This window comes from Rhodospirillaceae bacterium (assembly GCA_016712715.1).
Classification (GTDB): domain Bacteria; phylum Pseudomonadota; class Alphaproteobacteria; order Dongiales; family Dongiaceae; genus Dongia.
In genome coordinates, this window is sequence record JADJQM010000002.1 from 356,869 (window position 1) to 370,694 (window position 13,826).

Sequence of the window (13,826 nt, forward strand, 5' to 3'; positions counted from 1 at the left end):
GGGGTTCCGCCGCCACTTTTATCTTTACCCGCCGCTGTTCGCCCGGCACCATCCGGCCCATGAAAATCGCCTTCTACGCTCCCCTGAAAGCACCCGACCATCCCGATCCCTCCGGCGACCGGACGGTGGCGCGGCTGTTGCTGCTGGCGCTGAAGCGGGCTGGGGCCGAACCCGTGGTGGCGAGCCGGTTCCGGGCGCGGCTTTCGGGCGACAGCGAGGCGGAACAACGGCGCATGGCGGCCAAAGGTCATGCGACCGCCGACAAGCTCATCGCCAAATACAAGAAGCTGCCGGCGGCCAAGCGCCCCAAGGCCTGGTTCACCTATCATCTCTATTACAAGGCGGTCGACTGGATCGGGCCGCGCGTGGCGGCAGCCCTCGATATTCCCTATCTGGTCGCCGAGGCCAGCCATGCGCCCAAGCGCGCCACCGGCCCTTTTGCCTTCTCCCATGCGGCGGCCGAAGCGGCCATCAAACAGGCGGCGACGATTTTCTGCCTCAATCCCGCCGACAAGGAATGTCTTTCCGGCATCGTGAAGGCGAAACGCCTCATCGACCTGCCGCCCTTTCTCGATATCGCGGCCTTCATCGGCCATCATGACGCGCGGGGACCCGACCGGGCCTTGGGCCGGTTGAAGCTCTCGCAGCATTACCAGCTCGATCCCGACATGCCGTGGCTGCTCGCCGTGGCGATGATGCGCAAGGGCGACAAGCTCGCCTCCTACCAGGCGCTGGCCGAGGCGCTGCGCCATGTGACGCGGGCCTATCAACTGCTCATCGTCGGCGACGGGCCGGCGCGGGACGCGGTCGAACATGCGTTTGAGCCGATCCGGAAGCGCGTCGCCTGGCTGGGGCTGAAGCCGGCACCGGAACTGCCCGAGATCTATGCCAGCGCCGATCTCTTCGTCTGGCCGGCGATCAACGAGGCCTTCGGCATGGCGCTCCTCGAGGCGCAGGCCTGCGGCACGCCGGTCATCGCCGGCGCGTCCGGCGGCGTGCCGGCCATCATCGCCGATGGCGAGACCGGCTGGCTGTCGCCGCCCGGCGACACCGCGGCCTTCGCAGCGGATGTGGATTTTGCGCTGGAGCGCGACCTGGTGCCGGTGCGCATGGCAGCCCGCGCCCATGCCCTGCAATCCCACGACATCGGTGCGGCGGCGGCGACCCTGAAGAAAGCGTTGGACAAGGTCCAGCACGCATCATGATCCATTGCGCCATCATCCGCCACGCGCCGACGCAGTGGAATGTCGAGAAACGCCTGCAGGGGCGGACCGATATCGGCCTCGGACCCGAGGGGCGCATCGTCGCCGCGAGCTGGGCGGTGCCGGCGGCCTGGCAAGAATGGCGCCTGCTGGTGAGCCCGCTGGTGCGTGCGCGGGAGACGGCGGCCATCCTGTTCCCGAACACGGTGCCTGAGATCGAGCCGGATCTCCGCGAGATGAGCTTCGGCGATTGGGAGGGGCAGTCCCTGGCCGGGCTGCGCGATGCGCCGGGGTCGGATGCCGAGATTCGCGAAGCGCTGGGCCTCGATTTCCGCGCGCCGAACGGCGAAAGCCCGCGCGAGGTGCAGGACCGCCTTCGGCCCCTGCTACGGCGCATCGCTGAAGGTGGTCGCGACACGGTGCTGGTCAGCCACAAGGCGGTGCAGCGGGCACTCTATGCGCTGGCCACCGGCTGGCAGATGACGGAGAAGCCGCCGGTGAAGCTGAAGGACGGCCGCGCGCATCTTTTTCGCGTGAACGGCGACGGCTTGCCGGACGTGGTGGAATTGAACATCGCGCTGGGTGGGTGATGACAAAGCCCGCGCGCATCGCCCTTTACGTGCAGCATCTGCTGGGCATCGGGCATCTGCGGCGGGCGGCGGCGCTGGCGCGCGCCCTGGTGCGGGAAGGGGCCGAGGTGCTGGTCCTTTCCGGCGGCGTGCCGGTGGCGGATGTCGATTTCGGCACCGCGCGCATCCTGCAATTGCCGCCCTGCCTTGCCGCCGATTCGGCCTTTTCGGCGCTGCTCGACGAACAGGGCCGGGTCATCGACAGCGATTGGAAGGACAAGCGGCGCGAATTGCTGCTGAAGGAGATGGCGGCCTACCGCCCGGACGTGCTGCTCATCGAGATGTATCCGTTCGGCCGGCGGCAGTTCCGCTTCGAGCTGTTGCCGCTGCTCTATTGGGCGCAGAACGCAAAGCTCCTGGTGGTGAGCTCGGTGCGCGACATCCTGGTCGACAAGGGGCGCGACGACCGCGTGCTGGAGGCAGCCGATCTGGTGCGGCGCTATTTCGATTTGGTGCTGGTGCATGGCGATGCGCGGCTGGTGCCGTTCGAGCGCACCTTTCCGCGCGCGCAATCGATCGCCGACCGGCTGCACTACACCGGGTATGTGGTCGAGGACCTGCCGCCCGACCTTGCCTCAGGTGATCGGGCTGGCGGCGAGGTGCTGGTCTCGGCCGGCGGTGGTGCCGTGGGCGGGCCGCTCTTCGCAGCGGCCCTGGTGGCGCGGCGTCTCTCCAGCCTCAAGGACCGGCCCTGGCGGTTCATCGCCGGGCGCAACCTGCCGGAGGCCGATTTCGCGCTGCTCACCCAGGCGGCGGCGATCGATCCCGGCATCGTGGTCGAACGCTTCCGGGCAGATTTCACCAGCCTGCTGGCCAATTGCCATGTCTCGCTGAGCCAGGGCGGCTACAACACGGTGATGGAGATCCTGGCGCTGCGCACACCTTCGGTGATCGTGCCCTTCGCCGAGGGCCAGGAGAGCGAGCAAGGCCTGCGCGCGACCTTGCTGGCCGAACGCGGGGCCCTTGATGTGCTCGATGCGGAAAATCTCGATCCCGCCTTGCTGGCGGCGACCCTGTCGCGCCGGGCGCGGCAGGGGGCGCTGGAGATCGAGCTCAATCTCGACGGGGCGCGGCAATCGGCGAAGATCCTGCTGGGGGCGCGGGCGGCGCGGGCGCATGTCTGAGCGCCTGCCTGTGGCCGCCGCGGATTGGAGCGACCTTGCCCGCGAGATCGACCTGTGGACTGCCGCCGGCCGCACGCCCACCTTGTGGTGGCGCGACGACGATGCGGTGGCGGCGACCCCGGCCCTTGCCGATTTGCGCAAGGTGGCAAGGGTGCCGCTGGCGCTGGCGGTCATCCCGGCCGCACCCGATCGTCCCTTGCAGCAGAGCCTGGCCGATTTTCTCGGCACCTGGCCGGCCGCTGTCGTGCTGCAGCACGGCGTCACCCATCAGAGTCACGCGCTCCCCGGGGCCAAGAACAGCGAGTTTCCGGCCAGCCGGGACCTCGCCGCGCGGCTGAGCGGGCTGGAATCGGGCATGTCCCGGTTGCAGAACATGCTCGGAGCACAATTTATACCCGTCCTGACGCCGCCCTGGAACCGGATTGCCGATGATCTGCTGCCCCATCTTGCCGGATTGGGCTATCGCGGCATCAGCCGGTTCGGCGAACCGCCCTGGCGCCCTGGCGCCCCTCTGGCGCCCCTCATCGAGGTCAATACCGAGGTCGATGTGATCGATTGGCGCGGCAGCCGGGGCTTTGTCGGCGAAGGGGCGGCGCTCGGGCGGCTGGTGGGGCATCTCGCGGCCCGCCGCCTCAAGGTGGCCGAGCCCGATCTGCCGACCGGCATTCTCACCCATCACCTTGTTCATGATACCGCCACTTGGCGATTTCTCGAGAACCTGCAAGATTGGCTCGCCAAGCGGGGGGCTGCACATCTGTTTGTGCTACCCTCCCTGCTCTGGCCCGAAGACGGGCCATCGCCAGGGCGCGGTTGACGTCAGGTTTCAGTGTCAGGTTTCGGGGATTGGGTTTGCATGCTTGAGTTTCGGTATCCGCTGTCGGTTCTGGTCAAGGATTATCTGCTGGGGGTGCTGGGCCTCGCCGTTTCCGCCCAGATCCTGTCCACCACGGAAACCGGCTCCGGCCTGTTCTGGTTCTTCATCGCCCTCACGGTCTTCTTCCTGATCGTCACCGCCAATGCCGCGAACCGGCATGTGACGCGCATCACAGTCAGCGAAGATGGCATCGCGTCGGGCCCCTGGATGCGCCGATTCATCGCCTGGAACGACCTCAAAGGGTTGAGTTTGCGGTTCTACGCGGTAAGGTCGGTGCTGGGGCGAAACAAGGGGGGCTGGATGACGTTGAAGCTGAAATCGGGGCAGGGCAGCATCACCGTCGATTCCGACCTGCCGCATTTCCAGAGCCTGGTGACCAAGGCCGCCCTCATGGCCAAGGAAAACGGCGTGCTGGTCGACGCCTATACCGCCCATAATCTCCTCTCGCTGGGCATCGAGGTGCCGGCATGACCGACCTTCTCACGGTCCGCAACCTCGCCGTCGATTTCGCCCTCGAAGGCGGCTCGATCCAGGCGCTGCGCGGCGTCTCGTTCCGGGTCCCGGCCGGCAAGACCGTGGCCCTGGTGGGCGAATCCGGTTCCGGCAAATCGGTCTGCGCCCAGGCCATCATGGGCCTGCTGCCGAAATCGGCGACCATCCGCTCGGGCGAGATCCTGTTCGACCGGCGTGCCGGCCATGGCGGCGATTGGGGCACCCAGGGCGGCATCATCGACATCGCCAAGCTCGACCGCGACGGCCCGGCCATGCGCTCGATCCGCGGCGGCGCCATTTCGATCATCTTCCAGGAGCCGATGACCTCGCTCTCCCCGGTCCACACGATCGGCGACCAGATCTGCGAGGCGCTGCACCTCCATTCCAAACTGTCCGAGGCCGAGGGGCGCAACCGCGTCACCGACATGCTGCGCGCGGTGGGCTTCCCGGACCCGGAACGCGCGCTCAAGATCTATCCGTTCGAGCTTTCCGGCGGGTTGCGGCAGCGGGCGATGATCGCCATGGCGCTGGTCTGCAAACCGGCTTTGCTCATCGCCGACGAACCGACCACCGCGCTCGACGTCACCATCCAGGCGCAGATCCTGAAGCTGATGGCCGACCTCCAGACCGAGCTCGGCATGGCCATGCTGATGATCACCCATGATCTGGGCGTCGTCGCCAACGTGGCCGACGAAGTCGTGGTCATGTATCAGGGCGAGGTGATGGAAGCGGGCGCGGTCGAGGATATCTTCCGGGCGCCGGAACATCCCTATCTCAAGGCCCTCCTCCATGCCGTGCCGCGCTTCGGCATGAGCCGCGAGGAACGCCTGGTGCCGATCCGCGAGATCAAGAGCGAGGCCGGACCGCTGTTTGCCGAAAAGCAGGCCTGGCCGCAGGGCGCCGATGAAGCCGGGCCGCTGCTCAGCGTCAACAATGTCTCGAAGGGCTTCACCATCCGCAAGAGCGGCCTGTGGTCGATGAAGGCGCAGAAATCCGTGATGGCGGTGTCCGATGTCAGCTTCGAGGTGCAGCGCGGCGAGTGCCTGGGGCTGGTCGGCGAATCCGGCTGCGGCAAGACGACCCTCTCCAAGATCATCATGAAGGCGATCTCGCCCGATACCGGCGAGATCCGCTACAACGACCGCGGCCGCCAGATCGACGTGCGCAGCATGGGCGGCAACGACCTCGCGGAATACCGCAAGCGCGTGCAGTTCGTGTTCCAGGATCCGTTCGGATCGCTGAACCCGCGCATGACCGTCTACGACATCATCAGCGAGCCGCTGGTGATCCACAATGTAGGGACGCCCGAAACGCGCAAGGAGATGGTGAAGGAGCTGATGGCGCTGGTGGGGCTTGATATCCGGCACCTGCGGCGCTACCCGCACAGCTTCTCCGGCGGCCAGCGGCAGCGCATCGGCATTGCGCGGGCACTGGCACTGCGGCCCGATCTCATCATCTGCGACGAGCCGGTCTCGGCGCTCGATGTCTCGATCCAGGCGCAGATCCTCAATCTGCTGCGCGACCTCAAGGACAAGCTGGGCCTCACCTATATCTTCATCTCGCACAATCTGGCCGTGGTCGATTATGTCGCCGACCGCATCATGGTGATGTGCGCCGGCCGTGTGGTCGAACTGGCGCCGACCAAGGAATTGTTCCGCAACCCGGTCCATCCCTATACCAAGGCGTTGCTGGCGGCGGTGCCCAACCCGTCGCTCGACAATCCGCTCGATTTCAACAAGGTGATGGAAGACAAGACCTCTTTGCCATCAGCCTGGGCCGCCCCCTTCACCATCGATGCCGACAACCAGCCGACGCTGGTCGATATCGGCAACGGCCATTGGGTCCGCGCCGGGCTTTCGATCCGGAGCATCGCAGCATGAACAGGATGACGCTGACGGCAGCGCTCGCTGCTTTTGTGTTCGCTCTCGTACCACAAGCGGGTGCTGCGGAAGCGGGCGGCTATATCAGCCCGCCCTTCTTTGCCGCCGACGAAGCCGCGGGCGAATTGCCACCGATCGCCGAGCGCCTGCCGGAGAATCCCGCCATCGCTGCCATGAACGAGCCCGGCAGCCAGGGCGGCGAGCTGCGCATGCTGATGGCGAGCCCCAAGGACAGCCGCATCCTGGTCGCCTATTCCTATGCGCGGCTAGTCGGCTATGACCGCGACTACAAGCTGGTGGCCGACCTTCTCGAAAGCTACGACGTGGTCGAGGGGCGCATCTTCACCTTCCATTTGCGCAAGGGCCATAAATGGTCCAACGGCAAGGATTTCACCACCGAGGATTTCCGCTTCTGGTGGGAGGATGTCGCCAACAATGAAGAACTGATGCCGGCCGGCCCGCCGAAGACCCTGCTGGTCGAGGGCGAGGCGCCGAAGGTCGAGATCATCGACGAGACGACGATCCGCTACAGCTGGTCGAAGCCCAACACCGAATTCCTGCCGGCTCTGGCCGCGGCCGGCCCGCTCTACATCTATGCGCCCTCGAAATACCTCAAAAAGTTCCACGCCAAATATGCCGACGCCGCGGAGCTCGAAGCAGCCGTCAAGGATAGCGGGCAGCCGAGCTGGGGTGCCCTCCTCAACCGGCGCGGCAATCAGTACCGCAACGACAATCCGAAGCTCCCCACCCTCGATCCCTGGGTGCTCCGGATCAAACCGCCGGCCGACCGGCTGGTCTTCGTGCGTAATCCCTATTACTACCGCGTCGATCTCAAGGGGCAGCAGCTCCCCTATCTCGACCAGGTCGTGTTCGACATCACCGAGGGCAAGCTTATCCCGGCCAAAGCCGGGGCCGGCGAGACCGACCTCCAGGCGCGCTATATCCGCTTCGACAACTACACCTTCCTGAAGCAGTCGGAGAAGAGCGGCCGCTTCAAGCTCAATCTGTGGGATGACAGCCGCGGCTCCAACTTCGCGCTCTATCCCAATCTCAACGCCAATGACGAGGCCTGGCGCGCCATCAACCGCGATGTCCGCTTCCGCCGCGCGCTCTCGCTCGCCATCGACCGGCACGAGATCAACCAGGCGATCTATTACGGCCTCGGCAAGGAAGGCGCCAACACGGTCCAGGCCTTGTCGCCGCTCTACAAGCCGCATTACCAGACGGCCTGGTCCAGCTATGACACCTCGACCGCCAACCGCCTGCTCGACGAGATGGGCCTCACCGCGCGGGACGACGAGGATTTTCGCCTGCTGCCGGACGGCCGGCGCATGACCATTATCGTCGACACGGCCGGCGAATCGACCGAGGAATCCGACATCCTCGAACTCATCAAGGACACCTGGCGCGAGATCGGCATCGACATGTTCGTGAAGCCTTCGCAGCGCGAAGTGTTCCGCGACCGCATCTTTGCCGGCGACAGCATCATGTCGGTGTTCTTCGGTGTCGATAATAGCCTGCCCACCGCCGATATGAGCCCGCAGGAATTCGCCCCCTTCACGCAGCAGCAGCTGATGTGGCCGAAATGGGGCCAGTATCTCGAAACCGCCGGCAAGAACGGGACCGAGATCGACCTGCCCGAAGCGCAGAAGCTGGCCGATCATTTCAAGGCCTGGCGCGAAGCGACCGATACCGACACGCGCGCCGCGATCTGGGGCGATATCCTGCAGCTCTGGTCAGAGCAGGTCTACAGCATCGGCACGGTGGCCAACATCCCGCAGCCGGTCGTGGTGGCCAGCGGCATGCACAACATCCCCGAGAAGGGCATCTGGTCGTGGGAACCGGGCGCGCATTTCGGCCTCTACAAGCCAGACACCTTCTGGCAGGACAAGCCCAAGGAACTCAGCCCGGTCGAAAGCCGGCTGCAATAGGAACCAGCATCGATGCTTCGTTATCTCATTTCGCGCGTGCTGGTCATGATCCCCACCCTGCTGGTCATCAGCATGCTGGTCTTCACCATCATCCAGGCGCCGCCCGGCGACTTCCTCGAAACCATGATGGCCGAGCTGCAGGCGCGCGGCGAGAACATGGACCAGGACAAGATGGATTTCCTGCGCAAGACCTATGGCCTCGACGAGCCGGTCCATGTGCAGTACCTGCATTGGATGTTCGGCCGCTGGGAAGGGCTGCAGCATGTCAGCGGCGGGCTCATCTTCGGCGATCTCGGCTATTCCTTCGAACATAATCTGCCGGTCTCGGAAGTGGTCGGCGACCGCTTGACGCTCACCGTCATCATCTCGCTGGTCTCGATCCTGTTCGTGTGGATCGTCTCCTTCCCGATCGCGGTCTTTTCGGCGACCCATCAATATTCGCTGTTCGACTATATCTTCACCTTCCTCGGCTATATCGGCCTTGCCACACCCAGTTTCCTCATCGCCCTCGTCATGCTCTATTTCGCCAATATCTGGTTCCGGGACATCGATCGGCGGCATGATGGAACCGGAATATGTCGGCCAGCCCTGGTCCTTGGCCAAGTTCATGAGCGTCATGGAGCATATGTGGGTTCCGGTCCTGGTGATCGGCCTGCCCGGCACCGCCGGCATGGTCCGGCGCCTGCGCGCCAACCTCCTCGACGAGCTCAACAAGCAATATGTGACGACGGGCCGTGCCAAGGGCTTGCCGCCCTTGAAGCTGCTGTTGCGCTATCCGCTGCGCATGTCGCTCAACCCGTTCATCTCCGATATCGGCAGCCTGCTGCCCGAGCTCATCTCCGGCTCGGTCATCGTCTCGGTGGTGATGTCGCTGCCGATCACCGGGCCGATGCTGCTCTCGGCGCTCAGGTCCCAGGACATGTATCTCGCCGGGTCGTTCCTCATGTTCATGGCGTTCCTCACCGTCATCGGCATCTTCATTTCCGACGTGCTGCTGGCGCTGCTTGACCCGCGCATTCGCCTGGGTGCGGGAGCCGAGAAATGAGCGATATCCGCAATCCCGCCCAGCCCGGTTCGAATATGACGCATTTCGTCAGCCAGGCGCCGTTCGATCCCTATGCCATCGACAGCGTCAGCCCGGCGCTGGAGAAGATCTACATGGCGTCGCAATGGCGCATGATGTGGCTGCGCTTCCGCCGTCACAGGGTGGCGGTGGCGGCCGGTCTTGTCCTGGCGCTGATGTATGCCGCGATCCTGGTGGTCGAGTTCCTGGCGCCCTATGGCCAGCATGCGCGCAATGTCGATTACATCTATGCCCCGCCGCAGGAGGTGCATTGGACCCATCAGGGCGAGTTCATCGGGCCCTTCGTCTATGCGCTCGACTACAAGCTCGACATGGAAAACCTGCAGCGCGTCTATACCGAGAACGTGATCGACCCGCGGCCGATCCGCTTCTTCTGCGAAGGCGATTCCTACAAGTTCTGGGGCCTGATCGAGGGCAACACCCATCTCTTCTGCCCGCCGGACAATGACACGCCGCTCTTCCTGCTGGGTTCCGACCGGCTCGGGCGCGACATGCTGTCCCGCATCCTCTACGGCATGCGCATCTCGCTCACCATCGGCCTCATCGGCGTGACGGTGAGCTTCGTGCTGGGAATCACCTTCGGCGGCCTGGCCGGCTATTACGGCGGCTGGGTCGATGATCTCATGCAGCGCGCGATCGAAGTCCTGCGCTCGATCCCGCATCTGCCGCTATGGCTGGCCTTGGCCGCGATCCTGCCGGTGACCTGGTCGCCGATGCTGGTCTATTTCGGCATCACGATCATCCTGGGGCTCATCGACTGGACGGGCCTCGCGCGCGCCGTGCGCTCGCGGCTCCTCTCGCTGCGCGAAGAGGATTTCTGCGTCGCCGCGCAATTGATGGGCGCCAAGCCCGGCCGCATCATCTTCCGCCATCTGATGCCGAGCTTCATGAGCCATCTCATCGCCTCGGCGACGCTGGCCATTCCCGGCATGATCCTCGGTGAAACGGCGCTCTCCTTCCTGGGTCTCGGCATCCGCGCGCCGATCACCTCCTGGGGCGTCCTCCTCAACGAGGCGCAGAACATCAACGTGGTGGCGCTCTATCCCTGGCTGATGCTGCCGATCCTGCCGGTCATCCTGGTGGTGCTGGCCTTCAACTTCCTCGGTGACGGCTTGCGCGACGCGGCCGATCCTTATCGGTAGGTGTGCGTCCGGACCGTCCTCGCAACCAGCGCTTGGCGGCCCAATCGGAATATGCGAACCTGCCGCTCGATCAGTAAACCAATGGGGGCATCCTTGCGTCATCAATTCCGGGCCGCGCTGGCCGGCCTGTCGTCGTGTTCCTAGCCATGCCGCTGCTGGCCGCCTGCCAGCCGCAGGAAGGCCGCATCAACCTCAATGCCGATGAGAAGTTCATCATCTCGAAGGGCACCTGGGACTATTACCAGAAATACCTGCAGGATGTGGGCGGCGGTGCCCGCGGCGCCTTCGTCGTGTCTGAAGACGGCTATTATGCGACCTACAGCTATTGCAGCGCGGCGCAGGCCTGCTACTACAACATCAACTACTCCTCCGAGGCGCTGAAGAACTGCACCTCGGACGGCTACAAATGCATCGTCTTCGCCAAGGACAGCGACATCATCGTCGATTACGCGGTCGCCGAATAGCTGGGCCCGGTAATTGGGCTCAGTTGGTGATGCGGATATGGTTCGGCTGCGTGGCGACGCGGCCGAGCCATGCCGTGATAGACGGGTAGCGACAAAGATCGAAGCCGCCTTCATAGGCCACATGGCTATAGGCATAGAGGGCGATGTCGGCGATCGAATAACGTTCCCCGACGAAGTAGCTGTGGCGGGCGAGATGGTCTTCCATCACATCGAGTGCCCGGTAGCCGGCGGCGATTTTCCCCGGCAGCGCCGGCTCGGTGGCCGCGGTCTTGCCAAGATGCGCCACCCAGTGCCGCACCACGGCGATGGTCGGCTCGTGATTGTACTGCTCGAAGAACATCCATTGCAGCACGCGGGCGCGCTCCAGCTTCGCCGCCGGCCAGAATTGCGTACCCTCGGCGAAGTAATAGAGGATGGCATCCGATTCCGCGAGGGCGGTGCCGTCCTCCAGCACGATCGCCGGCACCTTGCCGTTGCGGTTGACCTTCAGGAAATCCGGCGACCGCGTCGAGCCGTCATCGACATTCATCTCGACGCGCCTCACCGGCAGGCCGAGCTGGCTCAGCAGCAGGCGGACCTTGTAGGCATTGCCGGAGATCGCACTGTCGTAAAGGGTCAGCATGGCGGTGGGCTCCCTGTCGGATAAGATGCGTCGTTCATGACGCCTGCCGGCGATTCCCACAATTGCCGAAATCTGGCAGCACCTGTGAGCGGTGATCACAGCTCGGCCGGCACCGCGCCAAATCCGTCCAGATCCCGCGGTAACGGTGCGCACCCCGGTCCGCCCAGCGGCCCCTCCCGGGCGATGGGTGATGATTGCCTCAAGATAGATCCCCATCGCGCCCCGCAAGAGAAGTGAAGCCAATCGCCACCGCCCGGCCCTAGAATACCGTCCCGACCACCTAAACCACCCCGAGTCCGCCCCGTGACCGAAGCCCTGCTTGCCCATGAACCGCAGCTCCGCCTTGGGCTCTTTGCCGGGGTGCTGCTTGTCATGATGCTGTGGGAAATATGGGCACCGCGACGCCGGCAAGCTGTCTCGCGCTGGCAGCGCTGGCCAGCCAATCTCGGCATCGTCGTGCTCAATACGCTGCTGCTGCGCCTGATCTTCCCCGTGGCGGCCATGGGGACGGCGCTTGCGGTCGAAGCCCAGGGCTGGGGTCTCCTCAACCAGATCGCGGCCCCTGCCTGGATCGCCATTCCGCTCTCGCTCCTGCTCCTCGATCTCGCCATCTATCTGCAGCACCGCCTGTTCCATCATGTGCCGCTGTTCTGGCGGCTCCACCGCATGCACCATGCCGATCTCGAACTCGACGTCACCTCCGGCGCGCGTTTTCACCCGGTCGAGATCCTGCTCTCCATGCTGATCAAGATCGCCCTGGTGGCAGCCCTCGGTGCCCCGGCCGTGGCGGTGCTGCTGTTCGAGATCCTGCTCAACGCCAGCTCGATGTTCAATCACAGCAATGTGGCGATGCCGACGCTGCTCGACCGGCTCCTGCGTCTCATCCTGGTGACACCCGACATGCACCGCGTCCATCACTCGGTGGTGCCCATCGAGACCAACAGCAATTTCGGCTTCAACCTCTCGCTCTGGGACCGGCTGCTCGGCACCTACCGCGCGGAACCCGCGGCGGGCCAGCTCGGCATGACTATCGGCATCGAGCTCTTCCGCGACCCGCGAGAACTCCGCCTCGACCGCATGCTGCTGCAGCCCTTGCGCGATGACGGCGCCGCGGCGCCGGACAAGCCCCGGACCTGATTCCAGCGCCAACGCCCGGCGTCCAATCAATGGCGGTGGCGATGATGCATGTCCGGGTAATGCGGGTGCTTGTGGATGAGCCGCGCATGCTGGTGGAGATGGGCATGGGGTTCCGGCCCCATCCCGGGCGGATGGTCATGCTGGTGATGTTCGTCATGGACATGCCGGTGCTCATGGGTGATCGGCTCATGGACATGTTCATGCTGGTGGCGCTCGGTCAAATGCAGCCACAGGCCGATCGCCATCAGCATGCCGCCGGCGATGAACGCCGTCGTGATCGGCTCGCCCAGCAGCACGATGGCTGTCCCCGCGCCGATGAAGGGGGCCAGCGCGTAATAGGCGCCCGTGCGCGCCGTGCCCAGATGGCGCAGGGCCAGCACGAACAACGTGAGCGAGACACCGTAGCCCAGGAATCCCACCAGGGCGGCGGACAGGATCACCAGGCCGCCCGGCAGTTCCGCCCCGGCCAGGAGGGCGATGCCGACATTGACGATGCCCGCCACCAATCCCTTGACCATGGCGATCTGCATCGGGTCGCTGGCCGAAACCTTGCGCGTGAGGTTGTTGTCGATGGCCCAGGCGAGGCAGGCGCCGGCGATCAGCACCGGCCCCCAGTTGAAACCGCCGCCCAGGGCGCCATCAAGGCTGCCGCCCATATCCTCAGGCCAGGACAGCAGCACCGCGCCGATGACGATGGCGACGGCACCGACGAGCAGCCGGCGATCGACATTCTCCTTGAACACCACCCAGGCGAGGAGCAGCGTCAGCACGCTTTCGAGATTGAGCAGCAGCGACGCCTCGGCCGCACTGCTCTGCTCGAGGCCGAACATGAGCAGCACCGGCCCGGCGACACCACCCGCGAGGATCGCGGCACCGAACCAGGGGAGATCGGCGCGCTGCAGCTGCGTTTCCGCGCCGCGCCAGACTTGCCGGGCGATGGCAAGGCCGGTGCCGGATCCCAGATACAGCAGACCCGCGAGCAGCCAGGGCGACACGTCCCCCAACAGGATCTTGGCAAAGGGCGCGCTGATGCCGAACAGGGCCGCCGATATCAACGCATAGACAATGCCGGTCATCTCGTGAAACGCCTCGGGTCGGAATGGTCGCGCATGCGTCTTATCCTATCAGGCGCGGCCGGTAGGGTCGGCACCTGATTTTGTTGGCCCTGTACCCTTTAATCCCTAGCGCACTTTGCCCGCGACGCTGCTAGATTGCCGCCGATCGCGGCCCCATCTGATTTCAGGC

12 protein-coding genes and 1 pseudogene are annotated in these 13,826 nt (G+C 65.0%); 11 read left to right on the forward strand and 2 right to left on the reverse strand.

The annotated features are described in order from the left end of the window. Positions 1–59: 59 nt before the first annotated feature. The 10 genes and pseudogenes from IPK59_12455 to IPK59_12500 all read left to right on the forward strand — a co-directional run bounded on the left by IPK59_12455 (position 60) and on the right by IPK59_12500 (position 10,822). Positions 60–1,205 carry a glycosyltransferase gene (locus IPK59_12455; protein ID MBK8159531.1) on the forward strand — a complete coding sequence of 382 codons (1,146 nt, stop codon included), beginning with the start codon at positions 60–62 and terminating at the stop codon, positions 1,203–1,205. Beyond that, positions 1,202–1,792 (forward strand): histidine phosphatase family protein, encoded by a 591-nt coding sequence (locus IPK59_12460; GenBank protein MBK8159532.1) that lies wholly within the window; start codon positions 1,202–1,204, stop codon positions 1,790–1,792. Before IPK59_12455 ends, IPK59_12460 begins: the two co-directional genes overlap by 4 nt. After that, on the forward strand, positions 1,792–2,955 hold the full coding sequence (locus IPK59_12465) for a glycosyl transferase (protein MBK8159533.1): 1,164 nt from the start codon (positions 1,792–1,794) through the stop codon (positions 2,953–2,955). The genes IPK59_12460 and IPK59_12465 overlap by 1 nt, the downstream gene beginning before the upstream one ends. Further along, positions 2,948–3,769, forward strand: coding sequence for a polysaccharide deacetylase family protein (locus IPK59_12470; GenBank protein ID MBK8159534.1), 822 nt, complete (start codon positions 2,948–2,950; stop codon positions 3,767–3,769). Before IPK59_12465 ends, IPK59_12470 begins: the two co-directional genes overlap by 8 nt. A 39-nt stretch (positions 3,770–3,808) precedes the next feature. Further along, positions 3,809–4,300, forward strand: coding sequence for a hypothetical protein (locus IPK59_12475; protein MBK8159535.1), 492 nt, complete (start codon positions 3,809–3,811; stop codon positions 4,298–4,300). After that, positions 4,297–6,201, forward strand: a complete 1,905-nt coding sequence (locus IPK59_12480) for an ABC transporter ATP-binding protein (GenBank protein ID MBK8159536.1) — start codon at positions 4,297–4,299, stop codon at positions 6,199–6,201. The genes IPK59_12475 and IPK59_12480 overlap by 4 nt, the downstream gene beginning before the upstream one ends. After that, positions 6,198–8,132, forward strand: coding sequence for an ABC transporter substrate-binding protein (locus IPK59_12485; protein MBK8159537.1), 1,935 nt, complete (start codon positions 6,198–6,200; stop codon positions 8,130–8,132). The genes IPK59_12480 and IPK59_12485 overlap by 4 nt, the downstream gene beginning before the upstream one ends. A gap of 12 nt (positions 8,133–8,144) precedes the next feature. Next, a pseudogene (locus tag IPK59_12490) lies at positions 8,145–9,177 on the forward strand (ABC transporter permease). Next, positions 9,174–10,358, forward strand: coding sequence for an ABC transporter permease (locus IPK59_12495; protein MBK8159538.1), 1,185 nt, complete (start codon positions 9,174–9,176; stop codon positions 10,356–10,358). Before IPK59_12490 ends, IPK59_12495 begins: the two are co-directional and overlap by 4 nt. Before the next feature lie 134 nt (positions 10,359–10,492). Then, the gene (locus tag IPK59_12500; protein MBK8159539.1) at positions 10,493–10,822 is read left to right on the forward strand and encodes a hypothetical protein; all 330 of its coding nucleotides are present in this window, start codon (positions 10,493–10,495) and stop codon (positions 10,820–10,822) included. A gap of 19 nt (positions 10,823–10,841) precedes the next feature. Here the strand turns inward: IPK59_12500 and IPK59_12505 are convergent, their stop codons facing one another. Further along, complete coding sequence (locus IPK59_12505; GenBank protein MBK8159540.1) at positions 10,842–11,444, reverse strand: glutathione S-transferase family protein; 603 nt, start codon at positions 11,442–11,444, stop codon at positions 10,842–10,844. 303 nt (positions 11,445–11,747) lie between these two features. On the opposite strand from IPK59_12505, the gene IPK59_12510 reads away from it, so the two are divergent. Then, positions 11,748–12,581: a sterol desaturase family protein gene (locus tag IPK59_12510; GenBank protein MBK8159541.1), complete on the forward strand. Its 834-nt coding sequence runs from the start codon at positions 11,748–11,750 to the stop codon at positions 12,579–12,581. Between the two features lie 26 nt (positions 12,582–12,607). On the opposite strand, the gene IPK59_12515 is transcribed toward IPK59_12510, so the two are convergent. Continuing rightward, positions 12,608–13,657 carry an EamA family transporter gene (locus IPK59_12515; GenBank protein MBK8159542.1) on the reverse strand — a complete coding sequence of 350 codons (1,050 nt, stop codon included), beginning with the start codon at positions 13,655–13,657 and terminating at the stop codon, positions 12,608–12,610. Positions 13,658–13,826: the final 169 nt, after the last annotated feature.

Bases quoted from the DNA above. Each gene is read 5' to 3' on its own strand.
- IPK59_12455 (MBK8159531.1), top strand. From the start codon at position 60: ATGAAAATCGCCTTCTACGCTCCCCTGAAAGCACCCGACCATCCCGAT.
- IPK59_12460 (MBK8159532.1), top strand. From the start codon at position 1,202: ATGATCCATTGCGCCATCATCCGCCACGCGCCGACGCAGTGGAATGTC.
- IPK59_12465 (MBK8159533.1), top strand. From the start codon at position 1,792: ATGACAAAGCCCGCGCGCATCGCCCTTTACGTGCAGCATCTGCTGGGC.
- IPK59_12470 (MBK8159534.1), top strand. From the start codon at position 2,948: ATGTCTGAGCGCCTGCCTGTGGCCGCCGCGGATTGGAGCGACCTTGCC.
- IPK59_12475 (MBK8159535.1), top strand. From the start codon at position 3,809: ATGCTTGAGTTTCGGTATCCGCTGTCGGTTCTGGTCAAGGATTATCTG.
- IPK59_12480 (MBK8159536.1), top strand. From the start codon at position 4,297: ATGACCGACCTTCTCACGGTCCGCAACCTCGCCGTCGATTTCGCCCTC.
- IPK59_12485 (MBK8159537.1), top strand. From the start codon at position 6,198: ATGAACAGGATGACGCTGACGGCAGCGCTCGCTGCTTTTGTGTTCGCT.
- IPK59_12495 (MBK8159538.1), top strand. From the start codon at position 9,174: ATGAGCGATATCCGCAATCCCGCCCAGCCCGGTTCGAATATGACGCAT.
- IPK59_12505 (MBK8159540.1), bottom strand. From the start codon at position 11,444: ATGCTGACCCTTTACGACAGTGCGATCTCCGGCAATGCCTACAAGGTC.
- IPK59_12515 (MBK8159542.1), bottom strand. From the start codon at position 13,657: ATGACCGGCATTGTCTATGCGTTGATATCGGCGGCCCTGTTCGGCATC.